The 15554-nt window shown below is 57.6% G+C and carries 13 protein-coding genes and 1 pseudogene; 4 read left to right on the forward strand and 10 right to left on the reverse strand.

The features are described from left to right. Positions 1-8: 8 nt before the first annotated feature. On the reverse strand, positions 9-2840 hold the full coding sequence (locus Q1A00_RS05805; protein WP_298406168.1) for a glycosyltransferase family 39 protein: 2832 nt from the start codon (positions 2838-2840) through the stop codon (positions 9-11). A gap of 482 nt (positions 2841-3322) precedes the next feature. On the opposite strand from Q1A00_RS05805, the gene Q1A00_RS05810 reads away from it, so the two are divergent. Next, a complete protein-coding gene (locus Q1A00_RS05810) occupies positions 3323-4369 on the forward strand; it encodes a hypothetical protein (protein WP_298406169.1) in 1047 nt (348 codons plus the stop codon). A 114-nt stretch (positions 4370-4483) separates the two neighbouring features. After that, positions 4484-5185 (forward strand): metallophosphoesterase, encoded by a 702-nt coding sequence (locus Q1A00_RS05815; protein ID WP_298406171.1) that lies wholly within the window; start codon positions 4484-4486, stop codon positions 5183-5185. A 43-nt stretch (positions 5186-5228) separates the two neighbouring features. Here the strand turns inward: Q1A00_RS05815 and Q1A00_RS05820 are convergent, their stop codons facing one another. Together Q1A00_RS05820 and Q1A00_RS05825 are read right to left on the reverse strand one after the other, a co-directional pair. After that, complete coding sequence (locus tag Q1A00_RS05820; RefSeq protein ID WP_298406173.1) at positions 5229-5519, reverse strand: PspC domain-containing protein; 291 nt, start codon at positions 5517-5519, stop codon at positions 5229-5231. A 770-nt stretch (positions 5520-6289) separates the two neighbouring features. Further along, positions 6290-6610 carry a Rieske 2Fe-2S domain-containing protein gene (locus Q1A00_RS05825; RefSeq protein WP_298406175.1) on the reverse strand — a complete coding sequence of 107 codons (321 nt, stop codon included), beginning with the start codon at positions 6608-6610 and terminating at the stop codon, positions 6290-6292. Between the two features lie 117 nt (positions 6611-6727). Here Q1A00_RS05825 and Q1A00_RS05830 point away from each other — a divergent pair, with 117 nt between their 5' ends. Next, the gene (locus tag Q1A00_RS05830) at positions 6728-8368 is read left to right on the forward strand and encodes a GAF domain-containing sensor histidine kinase (RefSeq protein ID WP_298406176.1); all 1641 of its coding nucleotides are present in this window, start codon (positions 6728-6730) and stop codon (positions 8366-8368) included. Between the two features lie 74 nt (positions 8369-8442). On the opposite strand, the gene sucD is transcribed toward Q1A00_RS05830, so the two are convergent. Together sucD and deoC are read right to left on the reverse strand one after the other, a co-directional pair. Continuing rightward, entirely contained in the window at positions 8443-9333 is an 891-nt protein-coding gene (gene sucD, locus Q1A00_RS05835; protein WP_298406178.1) for a succinate--CoA ligase subunit alpha, read from the reverse strand. A 90-nt stretch (positions 9334-9423) separates the two neighbouring features. After that, a complete protein-coding gene (gene deoC / locus Q1A00_RS05840; RefSeq protein ID WP_366144870.1) occupies positions 9424-10152 on the reverse strand; it encodes a deoxyribose-phosphate aldolase in 729 nt (242 codons plus the stop codon). A gap of 184 nt (positions 10153-10336) precedes the next feature. Between deoC and Q1A00_RS05845 the strand changes: the two genes are divergently transcribed. Continuing rightward, positions 10337-11224, forward strand: a complete 888-nt coding sequence (locus Q1A00_RS05845; RefSeq protein ID WP_298406182.1) for a PfkB family carbohydrate kinase — start codon at positions 10337-10339, stop codon at positions 11222-11224. Positions 11225-11228: 4 nt separating this feature from the next. Here the strand turns inward: Q1A00_RS05845 and Q1A00_RS05850 are convergent, their stop codons facing one another. From Q1A00_RS05850 to Q1A00_RS05870, 5 genes and pseudogenes are all read right to left on the reverse strand, one after another. Further along, on the reverse strand, positions 11229-12353 hold the full coding sequence (locus Q1A00_RS05850; protein WP_298406183.1) for an FtsW/RodA/SpoVE family cell cycle protein: 1125 nt from the start codon (positions 12351-12353) through the stop codon (positions 11229-11231). A gap of 19 nt (positions 12354-12372) precedes the next feature. Further along, positions 12373-13407: a 3-deoxy-7-phosphoheptulonate synthase gene (gene aroF, locus Q1A00_RS05855; RefSeq protein ID WP_366144869.1), complete on the reverse strand. Its 1035-nt coding sequence runs from the start codon at positions 13405-13407 to the stop codon at positions 12373-12375. 85 nt (positions 13408-13492) lie between these two features. Next, on the reverse strand, positions 13493-13948 hold the full coding sequence (gene ndk / locus Q1A00_RS05860) for a nucleoside-diphosphate kinase (protein ID WP_298406185.1): 456 nt from the start codon (positions 13946-13948) through the stop codon (positions 13493-13495). 172 nt (positions 13949-14120) lie between these two features. Beyond that, positions 14121-14468, reverse strand: coding sequence for a roadblock/LC7 domain-containing protein (locus tag Q1A00_RS05865; protein WP_298406187.1), 348 nt, complete (start codon positions 14466-14468; stop codon positions 14121-14123). A gap of 63 nt (positions 14469-14531) precedes the next feature. After that, positions 14532-15554: pseudogene (locus tag Q1A00_RS05870) on the reverse strand (hypothetical protein); the annotation flags it as partial.

Here is a 15554-nt window from a genome sequence, read left to right on the forward strand (position 1 = left end):
GTATTCCATCACGAATCGGGAATACGATAGATAAAAGCGCGAAAATCTGGTGTGGGGCTAGCGTATACCAACTCAAAGCCGTCAATCACCATCCCGGGTTGGTTTGTGTGATCCATCAACGGCGCCAACAATCTGCCCACATCGCCTTTCACCCGCATCTGATTTTCTAACACGAGATAGGTTGCCCCGTAATAGCGGGCAATCTCTAGCAATAGCTCACGATTATCGGTATTCGGGATCATCACGGCTGGCCGTTCAGTATGCCAGTTTACCTGCCACGGCAAGCGCGTCATGATCACCGCATCTAGCGGCGTATTGGCTCGCAGCCACTCGTAAGCCGCCAAATCCTGCTGCCAAATACGCGGCTCGTTGCGCACTTTATCTTCAATGTCAGCTTGCGAGCCGGCCACAATCGTTACGATCGCTGCCACTGCCAACACCAATCCCAACGGCGCCCAGCGCCGGTCGCCAATCGCGGCTAGCTTATCATAACCGGCCCAAATCATCCACGCTGCGAGCAGCGCTAACCAAGGAATGATCATCACCCAATAGCGTTCTTCGTTCGTGCGCCAATAAGTGAGCATGAAGATAATGTACGGCGTGTAGGCAAAAACCATGAGACTCAACCAGCGCCGCCGGTACGCTGCCGCAGCCAAGACGCCAGCCAGCGCCAGCCACGCCCCCAGCGGGGTGAGAATATTTTTGCGCGCGTCGTGGCTAAACAGCGCTGCAAATAGTTCCGGTACTCCCGGCCACGCCGGCATCAGGTAGGCGCGCAACTCACGCACCTGTGTCTCGAACTTGGTTAGGGTCGCGTCAAACCCCCAACGCATGATCCAACTGCGGTCGGGCAAACCCGGCCCGCCCCACTCTGGCGCAAAGACACGGTAGATTTCTGACCACGCATCGCCGCTGACGCCGCGATAATCCAGCACCCACGCATCGTAGCTTTCGGTACTATAGACCGGTTTGCCGAATAGGATCATGTTGCGCGCGAGGTACGGCGAAAGGATGAGTAGCGCCACCGCCGACCAGACTACAACCGGCACTAGCCCAGCTCGCAGCCGTTGCCAGCGTTGCCGCCAATCGAGTGCCGCGCGCAGCTCGTGGGCTATCAGCGACAGTTGCCAGAGGCCCATGCCAAGCGCGAACATCGCCCCACTCGGTTTTTGCAGCATCATCAACCCGGTACAGACGGCCGAGATTAGCAGCCAGCGCCACCGCCGCGCTGGTTCGGTCTGGCTGCGCAGTAAGGCCGTGATCGCGGCCATATTAAACACGACAAAACCGAGATCGTTGGTGACGTAGATCGACAGCCGGAAGAAGAGATAGTTGGTTAGCACGAGGATAGCCGCCGTTACCCCAACCCGTCGATCCCAGAGCCAGCTCCCAACTGCGTAAATGAGTCCTAATAAGATGATATCGAAGATAAAATTGGGTATCTTCGCTGCCCACGCCGTCGGGCCAAACAGTACAAAAAAAGGCGCGATCCAGACTGGCTGCAACAGCGGCCACGTCTCTTGTGGGCGAGTGAGGCTCTCGTAGCGATAGTAAAACTGACTGATGTAATCAACTACCCAACCCCGCCCACGGGCGAGATTGCGCGCGACAATCGCGTTATCGCTATAATCGGCGTGGCCAACGTAGGGCAACGTCGCGGCGACGAACGCTTCAAAACTCAGCCAGATCAACGCAAACGTCCCTAACACGATCCACGCACCGCGCCGTGCCGCAAACCAATCAACAATCGCATCGCTCAGGCGCGGCAACCCCGCCCGGCCATAGTTCAACCCCAACGCCACTAACGCCGTTCCTAACAGAGCCAGCAAGAGCGAATCGGGGAAGGTCTGCCAAAACAGCCGCACTCCAGCCGCTGCCGCCCAATGAATGATATGCAGCAGCACATAGCCAAAACAGAGCAACGCTACCGCGATCAACCCATAACTGAGCGCGCGGCCTTGACTGTAGCGCCGCACCAGCATCTGGATCAGCGCCAGCAACGGTTGGCGATAGGCGATCACCAGCAACACCAGCAAGCCGGACATAGCTACACTCAAGATCGCCGCCATCCAAATCCGGGCTAGCGCCAAACCAATCGCCACCGCGCCAATACCCACTGCCGTACCACCATACACTAGCGCCGGACTTAACCGCAACCGCGCCAATACTCCGTACAGCAGTACTGCATTCCAACCGAGCAACGCTACAGCCGGCCATGCCGGCGGCAAGAGCGGTGCCGGTTCGCTCGCCGGCTCGATCCGCACTTCGGCTAACCGTACCCCCTTTTGGCGTGGATCGCGGCTATCGGCGAGCGTCGCCGAGGTTTGCAACGTGATTGTCAAATCGCCATGCTGGTGGGCAATCCCCGGCACAGTAAAGGTATATTCGGCCCACGCGCTGGTGGGAGAGAACTCGCCCACGACCGAATTGTCGATCGCAACCGTCACCACCGGTTGCGTGCCAACCGCTGCCGGCCAACCTTGCGCTACCAGCATCACCTGTAGCGGCGATCCGGCACCTACGTTGGGCAAGATTAACACCGCTCGCTCTCGCGTCCAACGCGAGCGACCGGTCGGCGAATCGGGGGTCAATTCATCGGCAAACAACTCCCCGCGCTGCACCGGTTCAGCACCTAATCCCGGACTCACCCCAAAGAAAAGCCGATCACCGGGCCAGCCGATTGCTACGCGGCCCTGTGGCGGCGCTTGATAGGCCATTGCCCCGGCCAGCAGCGCCAACGCCAGCATCAAGAGCAACGTGCGCACCACCGACCGGACGGTGTGTCCGGCTTCGGCAGTGCGTAGATCACTGGCTATCGTTGAACGATCCCTGATTGTCATCACATCCCTATCGGCCTGCTGCAACGCCGACGGCCATTATACCGCCAATCGGGCTGAACCGCGGCTTATAGCGGGCTGATAATCTCTTCGCATGAGGTAAAACGTGCTTGCTGTCGGCAATCACAGGATCGGCAAGGGTTTGGATGAGACATTGTAGAAGAACAGGCGAACGTGTATCGTTTGTAGACGCATACCCTTTGACGATGCTGAACAGACAGCTCCGTTGATAATTGGGCGAGCGCATACTCTGATCATTGCGCGCAAATGACGACAAGCACCCTGATTGATCACTGCTTGGCGAAGACCGCGAGCGATCTTGCCAACGTTCCATAGTACTTGCCATACCCTGCGAGCGGTGTGTCATATGCTGCTACACGATAATTGTGTCGTTATTCCTTCAATGCAGCAATCTGCAAGACAACTTCAACAATTGCCTAATGCGCACTACAATAGAGCTACGATCTACTGTATAGGAGCCAAAGATGAGTGAACAAGCAACACCGACTCCACCAGAAGGCACGATCACGCTAGATACCACGAAAAGGGAACACCTTAGCCACATTGCCCATCTCGCCGCCTACCGCGCACTGCGACGCTGCGCTGAAAGAGTAATTGAACAGATTGGTGGGGTTTTGCCAGAATCCTCAGCAGTCATTTTGGTTGATCGAATCGTTGATGGACGTGATAGGCTGTTATTGAAGTATATCCGCAAGCAGCTTGAAGCCCAAGAAAAACGATTACCTGAACCAAGCCGACAGGTAGAACTTGTAGAACCGTTGGTATTAGGGACTTCGCGACAACCCGTCGTGCCAGAAATGAGCTTTAGTGTTGATCCGATCAATAAAGCCTTAGAGAATACTAAAGAAATTATCAATGCACTTAGCGGCGTCACCAGCAGTCTCGCCAATCTGTTGGCCCTCTTCCGCAGCGATTACACGCTCTACCCAGTTACTACCACGATCGACAGCAACACACTCTACACTGCAATAGCCCACTTTTTGGTCAAAAGCCAGCGGCAGGTCTTACCATTTCCACCCATTTCAACCGATGATAACGAACCCTCCCTGCTCACGCTCATCAATAACCTTATTAGGAAGCTGAATACCATCGCGTCCGAACCCAATCTACCGGACATTCTCAAGAATCTCGAGGACGAGCTGCGCAAAGCCTTTCTTCCTGCACCGCCAAGTATCAAGCAAGCTAACTCTTCTGATCAGGTGCAAACGAACGGCAAGACCGAATCGGTGCTAGCCCGTGCGCTCTTGAGCGAATACCTGTCGCGCGCCGAGCACTCTACGCATCAACTTACGGCCCGCGTGATAGCGGTGGGCAGTGACATGATTACCCGCAAACAGCTCTTCTCATCAGGGCGACTGCTGTTCATAGGTGGCTGTACCATCGAATATATGCTCGCCAACGCTGATGGGAGGATTGTCGCTGCCGATCTGGTACAGAGTTCGGAACAAATTACGTTGGATTTGAACCGAAATACCATCTCGTTTAAAACACTGACCGAGCCAAAAGCGTGAGCACCGGCTCACTCTTCTCACAACGTAAGCGAATCATTCTACTTTTGGGCGACTCTACCCCCTCAGTACCCGATGAGTTGCACTGCATCGCCATGCCTGTTATCATCAAGCGCTATGATCTGGACAATTTCTGACCTCCATCTTTCGTTCGCTCGTCCCAAACCGATGGACATCTTTGGTCCCGGGTGGAAAGATCATCCCGAACGGATTGCGCAGGCATGGCGCGACCGGGTAGCGCCCGACGATTGGGTTTTAATCGCCGGCGATATTTCGTGGGCGATGAAATTGCAAGACGCACTGCTCGATTTGCAGTGGATCGATGCCTTGCCCGGCACAAAGGTATTGATACGCGGCAACCACGACTACTGGTGCCCGCGCAGCGTCAATTCGATCCGCCGCCATTTGCCGCCTAGCTTACGCCTGATCGGCGCCGATGCACTCGATATCGGCGAGGCGGTGGTCTGCGGCACCCGCGGTTGGATTACGCCGGAAACTCCCGGCTTTGCTGAGAAGGATTTGCCGATTTACCAGCGCGAGTTAGGGCTGCTAGAGCGGGCGCTGAAAGCGGGTCGCGCCTTAGCAGCCGGCAAGCCGTTGATTGTGATGATCCACTTTCCACCGTTCGTCAATCGCCAGCCGACCGAATTTGCCCGTATGATCGCCGCCAGCGATGCCACGGCCTGCATCTACGGCCATCTCCACCGCCGGTACGACTGGGATAACGCGGTGCAGGGGCGGGTTGATGGGGTGTATTATCAATTGACCGCCTGCGATTATTTGGGGTTTGGGCCAGTGGCCGTGCGGGGATTATCGTAAAGACGCACAGCTGTGCGTCTCTACCGCCGTGCGTCTGTCCAAGTTACCGGCGAAATATATCCTGAATATCGCTGATGATCCGCTCGACAATGGCCCGCATCTCGCCGATCGCCACATCGAGGTTGTTGTCGGTTGGCGCGGCATCTTCGTTCGGCATCAACAGCCATAACACGACGTAGAGCACCACGCCGATTCCGTTGACAAAGCTCAAGACCACGAAGCCAATCCGCGCAAAGATCGGATCGATCCCGAAATAGTTGGCTAATCCGCCAGCCACGCCGGCCACCATCCGGCCCGTGCGCGTTCGCAACAGACGTTGGGTTTGCGTGTCCATATCTCCTCCTTACACCCAAAAGCATGACCCGCGTATATGACGATGCCGGTTGCACGCCGGTTGCACACCACGGCCTCCTACCTCACGGCAGCGAGTCTTTCGCGTGTACGAGAAGAGTAAGGCTCCCTACCGTTGGCAGTGAGAATGAGAAACAGCATCACGGACACCCCGCTCGCACCTACACAATGGCCATTGCGAGTGGCCCCACCCTGCAGCGATTATGCGTACATCACCACTGATCGCTCCTCTGCCAACATACAGCATGGGTAGGAGCAGATTCGCCTTGCCCCACCCCTCAGTGGCGAGCTGCCCTTCACCCTAGCCCTCTTCACGTAGAAGAGCGGGGGAAACCACGCCTTCTCTTACCAAATACACGGGCACACAGCCTCCGCATCAGAGGCTTCCCCCTTCTTTAGGCAGGTACGTATACCGTCGAGCATCTCTCTCCCTGTGGAGGGGAGATGGGTGAGGGGTGAAAGAGGCAGCGAATGAACGAGTGGTAAATAGGATATGGTACTCTCCTGTAATTGCCTAGGCCAGCACTCTATTTTTTACCAAAAAGTATGATGCCACAATAACAACTGATAGGTATACATCTAAACTAAACACCAGCTTATGGAATGAAACACCAATGAATCATCTCTCTAGAGATAGATTTTTTATTATCAAAATCAGTAAATTCACTTTAATTACTATACATATTAGTACTACCTTTAAAGTACTTGATCATGATTAAAAATCGATTACAATATCAGCATGGTAACGGTTGTTTACACCTCCGGCCAATCGATGATGACGAAGACCTCGTCGTCAATCACCTCGACCGGATAGGTGGCGATCCGCAAGCCTACCGGTGGCACGATGCTCTTGCCAGTACGCACATCGTAGGTCCAGCCATGCCACGGACACGTGACGGTGTATTCGATCAAAACCCCTGCCGAGAGTGGCCCGCCCTCATGCCGGCAGCTATCACTGAAAGCGTAGATAGTGCCGGCAACATTCGCCAGCCCAATCGGCAAACCATCAATCTCGACATAGCGCATCCGTCCGGGCGGTAGTTCACTGCGATGGCAAATTTTGAACCGTTCCATAACCGTTGTTCCATTGACAGCTCTATCATCGATCCATTACAGTACAGGCAATATACAATGATAAATGTTCTTACCCTGTTGCATTTAACGCCTGTTGCCACAGATCGAGGTGATCGTATGCCGCCGCTCGCGATTAATCAGCGCCAACTGGAAACGCTTAGCCAATTGCTTATTGCCGGCGGCCACCACGAAGTGGCCGATCTCTTACAGGCGTCGCTTGAGCGTCTAATCGCGTTTTGGCCGGCCCAAGCCGGTGCGCTGCTCTACATCTCTCCCTACGGCGAAACCACTAAAGTCACTTGGGGTCAGCTCGACGCCGAGACGCTCTCGCTGATCGAGCAAGCCCGCGATGGCTTTGCCCGCCGCGATGATAGCGGCGAACCGATTGTCGGCTCGTATTCGATCGACGACAGCCGCGATCTGATCGAGCTGCCGTTGCAGAGCGGGGGGCAAGGGGTTGGCCTGCTCCATCTGGTCGTAAGCCGTTCCAACCAGCAATCGAGCAGCACACCGCCGCTTGATGAAGAGCTGCTGGTGCTCTTGGTGCGCGCCATTGGCGGTGAAGCCGATAAGCTCGCGATGCTGCGCCGCGCCGAGCGCGATCTGCGCGAACTCCATTTGCTCTACGAAATCGGTCAGTCGCTGGCAGTCAATCTCGACCTTACAAGCCTGCTTAACGATATTAAGCTGCGCGCACCGAAGGTGGTTGGCGCCGAACGCTGTTCGATCTTTATCCTTGACGAAGACACCCACGAGCTGGTGTTAGAAATTCCCGGCGAGCAGCGCCAGTACCGGATGCCTGCTGACCGTGGCATTGCCGGCTGGGTGGTCTCGCACGGCGTGGGCCAGATCGTTAACGATGTCGAACACGATCCGCGTTGGTACGATGCGATCAGCCGCGAAGCCGATTTTATCACCCGTTCGATCGTCTGTGTGCCGATGCGGGTGAAGGATCGGGTTATCGGCGCGATGCAGTTGCTCAATAAGGCGAATGGCCAGCCCTTCACCGAGCAAGATATGCAATTGCTGACGACGCTGGCAGCACAGGCGGCCATCGCGATCGAGAACGCCCGCCTCTATCAGCGCCTAAAGGAAGAGCGCGACCGGCTGTTGCAGAAAGAGGCCGAGGTGCGCTCAGCCATTGCCCGCGATCTGCACGATGGCCCAACGCAGAGTGTGGCTGCGATCGCGATGAATATCGAGTTTATCAAACGCCTGTTTAAGGCGATGCCCGAACGGGTGCCCACCGAACTCGATACATTGGCTGAACTTGTGCAGAAGACGACGCACGATATCCGCACGCTGCTGTTCGAGTTGCGACCGCTTGGCCTTGAGACGCAGGGTCTGCTGGTCACGCTGCAACAATATGTTGATCGCTGGCGCGATCCCTCTGGCAACGACACCAAACTGCGCCTCGAAGCGCCGTCGCAAGTGCCGCGGCTCCCACCCGAAATTGAAGCTGCTGCCTTTATCATCATTCAAGAGGCGATCAATAATGCCCGCAAGCACGCCCAGAGTGATCTGATCACCATTTACCTCTATGTCGAGGAAGATCATTTTGTCGCGAGTGTACGTGATCGCGGTCGTGGATTTAATGTCGCTGCCGTTGAGAGCGGTTATGCCAACCGTGGCAGTCTTGGCTTGCTCAATATGAAGGAGCGGGCACGGCTGATCGGGGCCGATCTGCGCATCCGCAGCGAGATTGGGCAGGGGACGACGGTTGAGTTGCGGATCCCGTTGAATCAATCACGGTCATAGATTAGGGGCAGGTTGCCAACTTGCCCCTCTGACTCGGTAAAGGCGGGTTTCCCACCCGCCCTTACCGTACTCCATCACAACGCCGCCCGGGCGGCCAACGCCTCTTTCACCAGTCCGGCAATGTCAGTTGGCATCCGGGCCACCCGTACTCCTACGCTCTCTAGCGCAGTGATCTTCTCTTGCGCCGTGCCTTCGCCGCCACTAATGATCGCGCCAGCGTGCCCCATACGCTTGCCGGGAGGCGCCGTCTGACCAGCAATGAAGCCGACGACCGGCTTGGTCACATGCGCTTTGATGTACGCCGCCGCCTCTTGCTCGGCAGTGCCGCCGATCTCACCAATCAACACTATCGCTTCCGTCTGCGGATCAGCCTCAAACATTGCGAGCACATCAATGAAGTTGGTGCCGATAATCGGATCGCCGCCAATCCCGACGATCGTGCTCTGGCCGATGCCAATCCGGGTAAGGGCATCAACCGCTTCGTAGGTCAACGTGCCTGACTTACTCACAATCCCCACCGGGCCGGGAGTCGCGATATTGCCGGGAATGATGCCGACTTTGGCCGCTCCCGGCGTCAGCAGGCCGGGGCAATTTGGCCCGATCAGCCGCACGCCACACTCTTGCACAAAGGCATAGGTGCTGACCATATCAAGCGCTGGGATGCCTTCGGTAATGCACACGATCAAAGGAATGCCGGCAGCCGCCGACTCACGGATAGCATCGGGCGCAAACGGCGCCGGCACATAAATCACCGCGGTATTCGCGCCCGTCGCCGCCACTGCCTCTGATACGGTATTGAATACCGGCACCTGCCCATCGATCGCCGTCTGGCCGCCCCGCCCCGGTACCACGCCAGCCACGACGTTCGTACCATACTCTAGCATCTGGCGGGTGTGAAATTCACCTTCTTTACCGGTAATGCCCTGCACTAGCAATCGGGTATTGGCATCGATTAAGATGCTCACTCGCGCCTCCTTGTGCTTTTGCGTATCTATGACCCTCTTTCCGAGACCTGATTTTGCCAACGATGCCGGCTCGTTTCCCTATTCCCTCACTCAATACGCCTCGCCACTCTGCCGTTCCGGCATGGCACCCTCTGCCTCTTGCACAATCGACACCCCAGCCGAAGTGCCGATACGGGTTGCGCCGGCGGCAATCAGCGCCTGCGCCGCCGCCAACGATCGCACGCCGCCCGATGCCTTGACCCCGATTGCCGGCCCAACCGCTGCGCGCATCATGGCAATATCAGCCACCGTCGCGCCTCCCGGCCCGAAACCGGTGCTGGTCTTGACGAAATCGGCGCCGGCCCGCACTGCCAGTAAGCACGCCATCACCTTTTCCACATCGGTGAGCAAGCCGGTTTCAAGGATGACTTTCACCAGCACCCCACTGGCATGAGCGGTATCGGTCACAGCCCGAATATCGTCAGCAACGGCATGGTATTCGCGCCCACGCAGCGCACCCACCGCCAGTACCATATCGACTTCGCGCGCACCATGCCCAATGGCCTGCACCGTCTCAAACACTTTAACTTTCGTTGTAGTTGCGCCGAGGGGAAAGCCGATAACCGTACAGACCCGCACCGACGACCCGGCCAATGCGCGCGCACATCGCTCGACGTAGCGCGGATTGACGCAAACGCTGGCGAAGCGATAACGTTCGGCTTCGTTGCATAATCGATCAATCTGATCAGACGTCGCTTCGGGTTTCAACAGGGTGTGATCAATGTAGCTGGCAATCGGCGTATCTGAAGCAGGCGGTGACGGCGGGTTCGGCAATTGCATCCCGGTCGGCAACCCAACCAACGCTTCCATCTGCGCGCGCACCTGCGCAATCAGGTCTTCCACGACAACGCTCCTCTTGACGGCTGGCGCACTGATCCGGCATCATTCACCTTGCTATTGTAGCACAGGCAAGCAAATGATTCGCTGAATGGCAATGATAGGCAACACTGCTTTAGGAGTTGGTATGACGCAATTTGATGTGATTGGGGTCGGGATCGCCAGTTGGGATATGATTGGCGTAGCGGCCACGCCACCGGTCTTAGGCCAGAAACAACCCCTCGCCGGGCGCACCGAGATGGGTGGCGGGCCAGTGGCGACAGCACTGGCTACGCTGGCCCGGCTAGGAGCCAACGTGGCGCTGGTGAGCGCCGTTGGCAACGATCACTACGGCGAGGCGATTCGCACCGAACTCGCTCATTTCGGCATTAATACTGCCTTCGTCGCTACTCGTCCCGGTTCATCACACGTGTCGTTCGTACTGGCCGAGCCGGGCAGTGACCGCCGCACGGTCTGGTGGTACAACGAATCAGCCGTCTTTGCCGACCTCGTCTTTCCTCCGGAACTAGCCTCCCAAACCCGTGCTTTGCTGATTGACAGCCACTTGCCGGCAGCATTATCCGCCGCCCAACAGGTGCGCGCTGCCGGCGGGCGCATTATGATCGACGCCGAACGGGTGAAACCGGCAGTAATAGACTTGCTGCCGCTCTGCGATGATATCGTTGTGTCGGCCAATTTTGCCCGCGCCATGACCGGCCTTTCTGATCTGGCCGCCGCGACACAGGCCTTGCACGACCGTTACCGGCGGCTGATTGTCGTCACTGCCGGCGAAGCGGGGAGCTGGGCCTGCAATGGCGGTGATATGATCTATACCCCCGCCTTCCCCACTCAACCGGTCGACACGACCGGCTGCGGCGATGTCTTTCACGGCGCACTGCTCTTTGCCCTGCTTCGCGGTGATCCCCTGCCGGCAGCGTTGCGCTTCGCCAGCGCCGCCGCTGCGCTCAAAACCCGCGGCCTTGGCGGGCGGAGCGCCTTACCGACGTTGGCTGAAGTCGAGGCGTTCTTGGCGTGATCGCTTAGAAGGCGATTTGCCGGTGACGCAACTGCACGCTTTGCAGCAGACCAATCCCGGCAAGCGTCATTACCATAAAGCTGCCGCCAGCCGACACAAATGGCAGCGGCAAACCAGTAACCGGCAACAAACTCATGTTCATACCAAGATTGATCACGGTATGGCTGAAGAGCATGCCAAAAATGCCAAGCGCAATCATCCGGCCAAACTGATCGCGCGCCTTGCCAGCAACCGTTAACGTCTGCCAGAGCAAGATGGCTAAGAAGCTGATCAAGACGAGCCCGCCAATGAAACCCAATTCTTCGCCCACCACAGCAAAGATGAAGTCGGTATGCTGCACCGGCACATAATTGCCTTGACTGAACAGGCCGCGGGTCAAACCGGCGCCAGTAAGACCGCCGGAGCTAATCGCATTGAGTGATTGAATGACGTTATATGCCGCGTTGAAATCAACTGCTGCCGGGTTGATCAACAGGTAATAAAAGGTGCTGAGGCGCACTTGCTGGTAGGTGTCGAGCACGTAGTGCCACGCTACCCAACCAAGCGGCACAGCCATAATGAATAAGAACACTAGTTGGCTAGGACGCATCCCGGCCCCCCACGCCATCACCAAGCAGATGCTTGCCATGACCAATGCCGTGCCAAGGTCAGGCTGGACAAAGACCAACGCCATCGGTACTGCGGCAATCAACAAGCTGCCCAATTGGACAAGCCAGCTCCCGCCGCGATCGGCATAGCGTTGCCAATACGCCGCTAGCGCCACTATCAATACCAATTTGCTCAATTCAGAAGGCTGGAAGGTGCGCTCGCCGATCGCAATCCAACTGCGCGCCCCCTCACTCACCCGGCCAATGACTAACACCGCTGCGAGCAAGAGCACCATCCCGATGTAGAGTGGGCGCGCCAAACTGGAGAGCAGGCGATAATCGAATAACATCATGATGACCATTACCACCAGCCCGATGATGATGTAGACAAGTTGGCGATCAAAAACCGGTCGTAGCGGCAAGCCATTGCCTGCGACCGCATTGAGGGTGGCGCTGTGCAAGGCCATCCCACCGATGACAAGCAAGACCGCCACACTACCGACGATAGACCAATCGAGATCGCGCCAGCGCCGTGTCTCCACCGTTTACCTCCGCTCGAAGTCAGCGGTACACGCTGCTAACCAGCGGGCGTTCAACCGCCGCGGCAATGCGCGCTATTTGGCGCATCATGTCGGCAAAACTGTCCGGCACCAATGATTGCGTGCCATCGCACACCGCATAGGCCGGATTGTCATGTACTTCGACGATCAAGCCGTCGGCGCCGGCGGCCAACGCGGCCCGTGCCATTGGAATGACTAAGTCGGCCCGGCCACTGGCATGCGACGGATCGACAATTACCGGTAAGTGCGAGAGCTGTTTAATCAGCGGCACCGCACCCAGATCAAGCGTGAAGCGCAGGCTGTCATCAAACGTGCGAATCCCACGCTCACACAACACGACATGAGGATTGCCTTCGGCCAGAATGTACTCCGCCGCTAGCAGCAAATCTTTCACCGTAGCGGCAAAACCGCGCTTGAGCAGCACCGGTCGTTGCGTGCGCCCCACGGCCCGCAACAGCGAGTAGTTCTGCATGTTACGCGCGCCGATCTGCAACATATCGGCGTATTCGAGCACGAGCGGCAACGTCTCGGTGTCCATGACTTCGGTCACGACCGGCAGGCCGGTCAAGGCGCGCGCCTCAGCCAGTATCTGCAAGCCGGCTTCACCCAAGCCGTGAAACGAATACGGCGATGTACGCGGTTTGTACGCACCACCGCGTAAGATCACTGCTCCGGCGGCGCGAACGGCCTGCGCCACATTGAAGGTCTGTTCGCGGCTCTCGACCGTGCATGGGCCGGCGATAACCGCGATCCCTTTCCCGCCAATCGGGACACCGCCAACCTCAACGATCGTCTCGAGTTCTTTGAATTCGCGGCTCACCCGCTTGTACGGCGCAGTGACCCGGATCAATTGGCTCACACCGGGGAGACGCTGCAACCGGCTAGCTTGTTCAATCGGCCCTTGATTGCCGGTAATACCAATCGCGGTACGGGTTGGGCCGGGCATAGGGTGAGGCGTAAATCCCATGGCCCGAATTTCGGCACAGACCGCTTCGATCTGCTCCGCCGTAGCGTGCGCTTCCATCACGACTAGCATAGATAAGGTGGCGGTTGGCCGCGATCATCTGAGCGCGCCAACCGCATTGACGGGAGCTCGGCACCCGTGAGCTGTACAATTATCGTTACTCGTAGATCCACCCGTCAAGCGAGCGATTCCACTCGCCGATGAGTTCATGAGGCTGAAAGAAGATTGCCGTTTCGCGCTCACCGCTCTCCGGCGAGTCAGAGGCATGGATCAGGTTGCGTCCGATATCAACGCCAAAATCACCACGAATAGTGCCGGGCGCCGCTTTAGCCGGGTTCGTCGCCCCAACCATTGCGCGCACTAGTTCCACCGTGCCCGGCTTGCCAGCCACGACGGCTACCACAACTGGCGCGGAAGTGATGTAGCTAACGAGACCATCGAAGAAGCTCTTACCTTCGTGTTCAGCATAATGGCGACGCGCTAACGCTTCATCAACCTGCATCAGCTTGAGACCCTGAAACTTGAGGCCACGTTGCTCAAACCGGCTGATAATCGCCCCAATTAGACCTCGTTGCACCGCATCGGGCTTTAAAATCAGAAGTGCGCGTTCCATGCATACCTCATTACGTCAAGAAATAGGTTTGTTGCCCTCGGTCAGTATACCATATACTGGTCAACAACCCCGCAATCACAAGGGGCGACGCGCGCTGCGTCGCCCCTTCATCGCTGTATGCCCTGATTATACGATTGACACAGAGTATCACCTCTCGGCGCCCACCGTACCATCAGATCGGCACCGCCTCGCTGATCCGCTTGGCAGCGCGGCGCATCTCCATCTTCACCAACCCTAGATTCACCGTGCGCTGGGTGATGACGACAAGGATCAGTTCTTTTGCTTCCAACAACAAGATCGAACCATCTTTGGCATCGATAATCGAGTCCACGAGATTACCCACGCCGAGCCGCCGGGTCGCTTTGTCGATCTCACCGAAGACAGCCGCCGACATTGCGCCCAATATTTCAGCGTCTTCTTCATCGAGTAAGGTACTGGCCACAACCAGACCATCCTTGCCGACGAGTAAGCTGCCGATGACGCCATCGACCCGGATCAGATCCTCTACAATGCGGCGCATGCTAAACCTTTCTTGTGGTGCCATCTTTGCGACTGCTTTCGTCTAAAGTAAGACGGATACTGCTTACTCAGCAAATGTAACGCTGTAGGCGGCAATGGCTTCATCCAACCGGCCCTGCCGCGAATAGACATCACCCAATAATCGGTGCAACTGGCGCAACACCGGAACGTCATCAACGGTATTAATCAGGTCTTCTAGCTCCTCAGCGATTCGATCAAGCAACGCGCTTTGCTTGAGTAAACGGCGATAGACTACTACCATCAATTCCGCTTGCCCAGTCTGCGCACAGAGGCGGGCAATCGTGAAGGCTAGTGCGTGATTGGCTGGATTGGCGCTCAACTGGCGCAGGTAGTCATCAAGCTTAGCATTACCGGTGGGAATGAAATCTTCCGGTGCGCGTGGCCGCAATGGCGCGCGTGCTGATCGACCGCGTCCGGCGGTCGCTGCCTCACGGCGGGCAAAGCGCAAGTCATCGCGTGTCGGCGCTGCACTCCGCCGTTCCTCACCAAATGTTGCCCGAGATGCCGGTTGCGGCTTTGCCCGTTCAGAGAGCGGCGGCAACACGACACGGGCCGGCTCTGGCGCAACCGGCTCTGGAGGGGCTTGCCAGATATCATCTAGCGCATCAAGCGGCTCAGGCTCAAAGCTCGCGTCTTCTGGTTTGGGGGGCGGAGGTGGCTCTTCCACGCGCGGGGTGGTTCGCACCGCCTTTGCCACCGGAACTGCTTCGGCAACGCTGAAATCAAACAGGTCTTCTTCTGCTGCCGCAGCCGCCGGCTGCTCAGCCTGCTGCATCGCCTCTAGCTGCGCGATCTCTTCGGGCGAGAGGCCCAACTCCTCCAGCGAGAACGGCGCCAGCTCCGGCTCGGTCGCCGCAGCCGCCGGCTGCTCAGCCTGCTGCATCGCCTCTAGCTGCGCGATCTCTTCGGCCGACAGCCCCAACTCCTCCAGCGAGAACGGCGCCAGCTCCGGCTCGGCCGCCGCAGCCGCCGGCTGCTCAGCCTGCTGCATCGCCTCTAGCTGCGCGATCTCTTCGGGCGAGAGGCCCAACTCCTCCAGCGAGAACGGCGCCAGCTCCGGCTCGGT

The sequence above is a fragment of the uncultured Chloroflexus sp. genome (genome assembly GCF_938091255.1).
In the GTDB taxonomy this organism is placed as follows: domain Bacteria; phylum Chloroflexota; class Chloroflexia; order Chloroflexales; family Chloroflexaceae; genus Chloroflexus.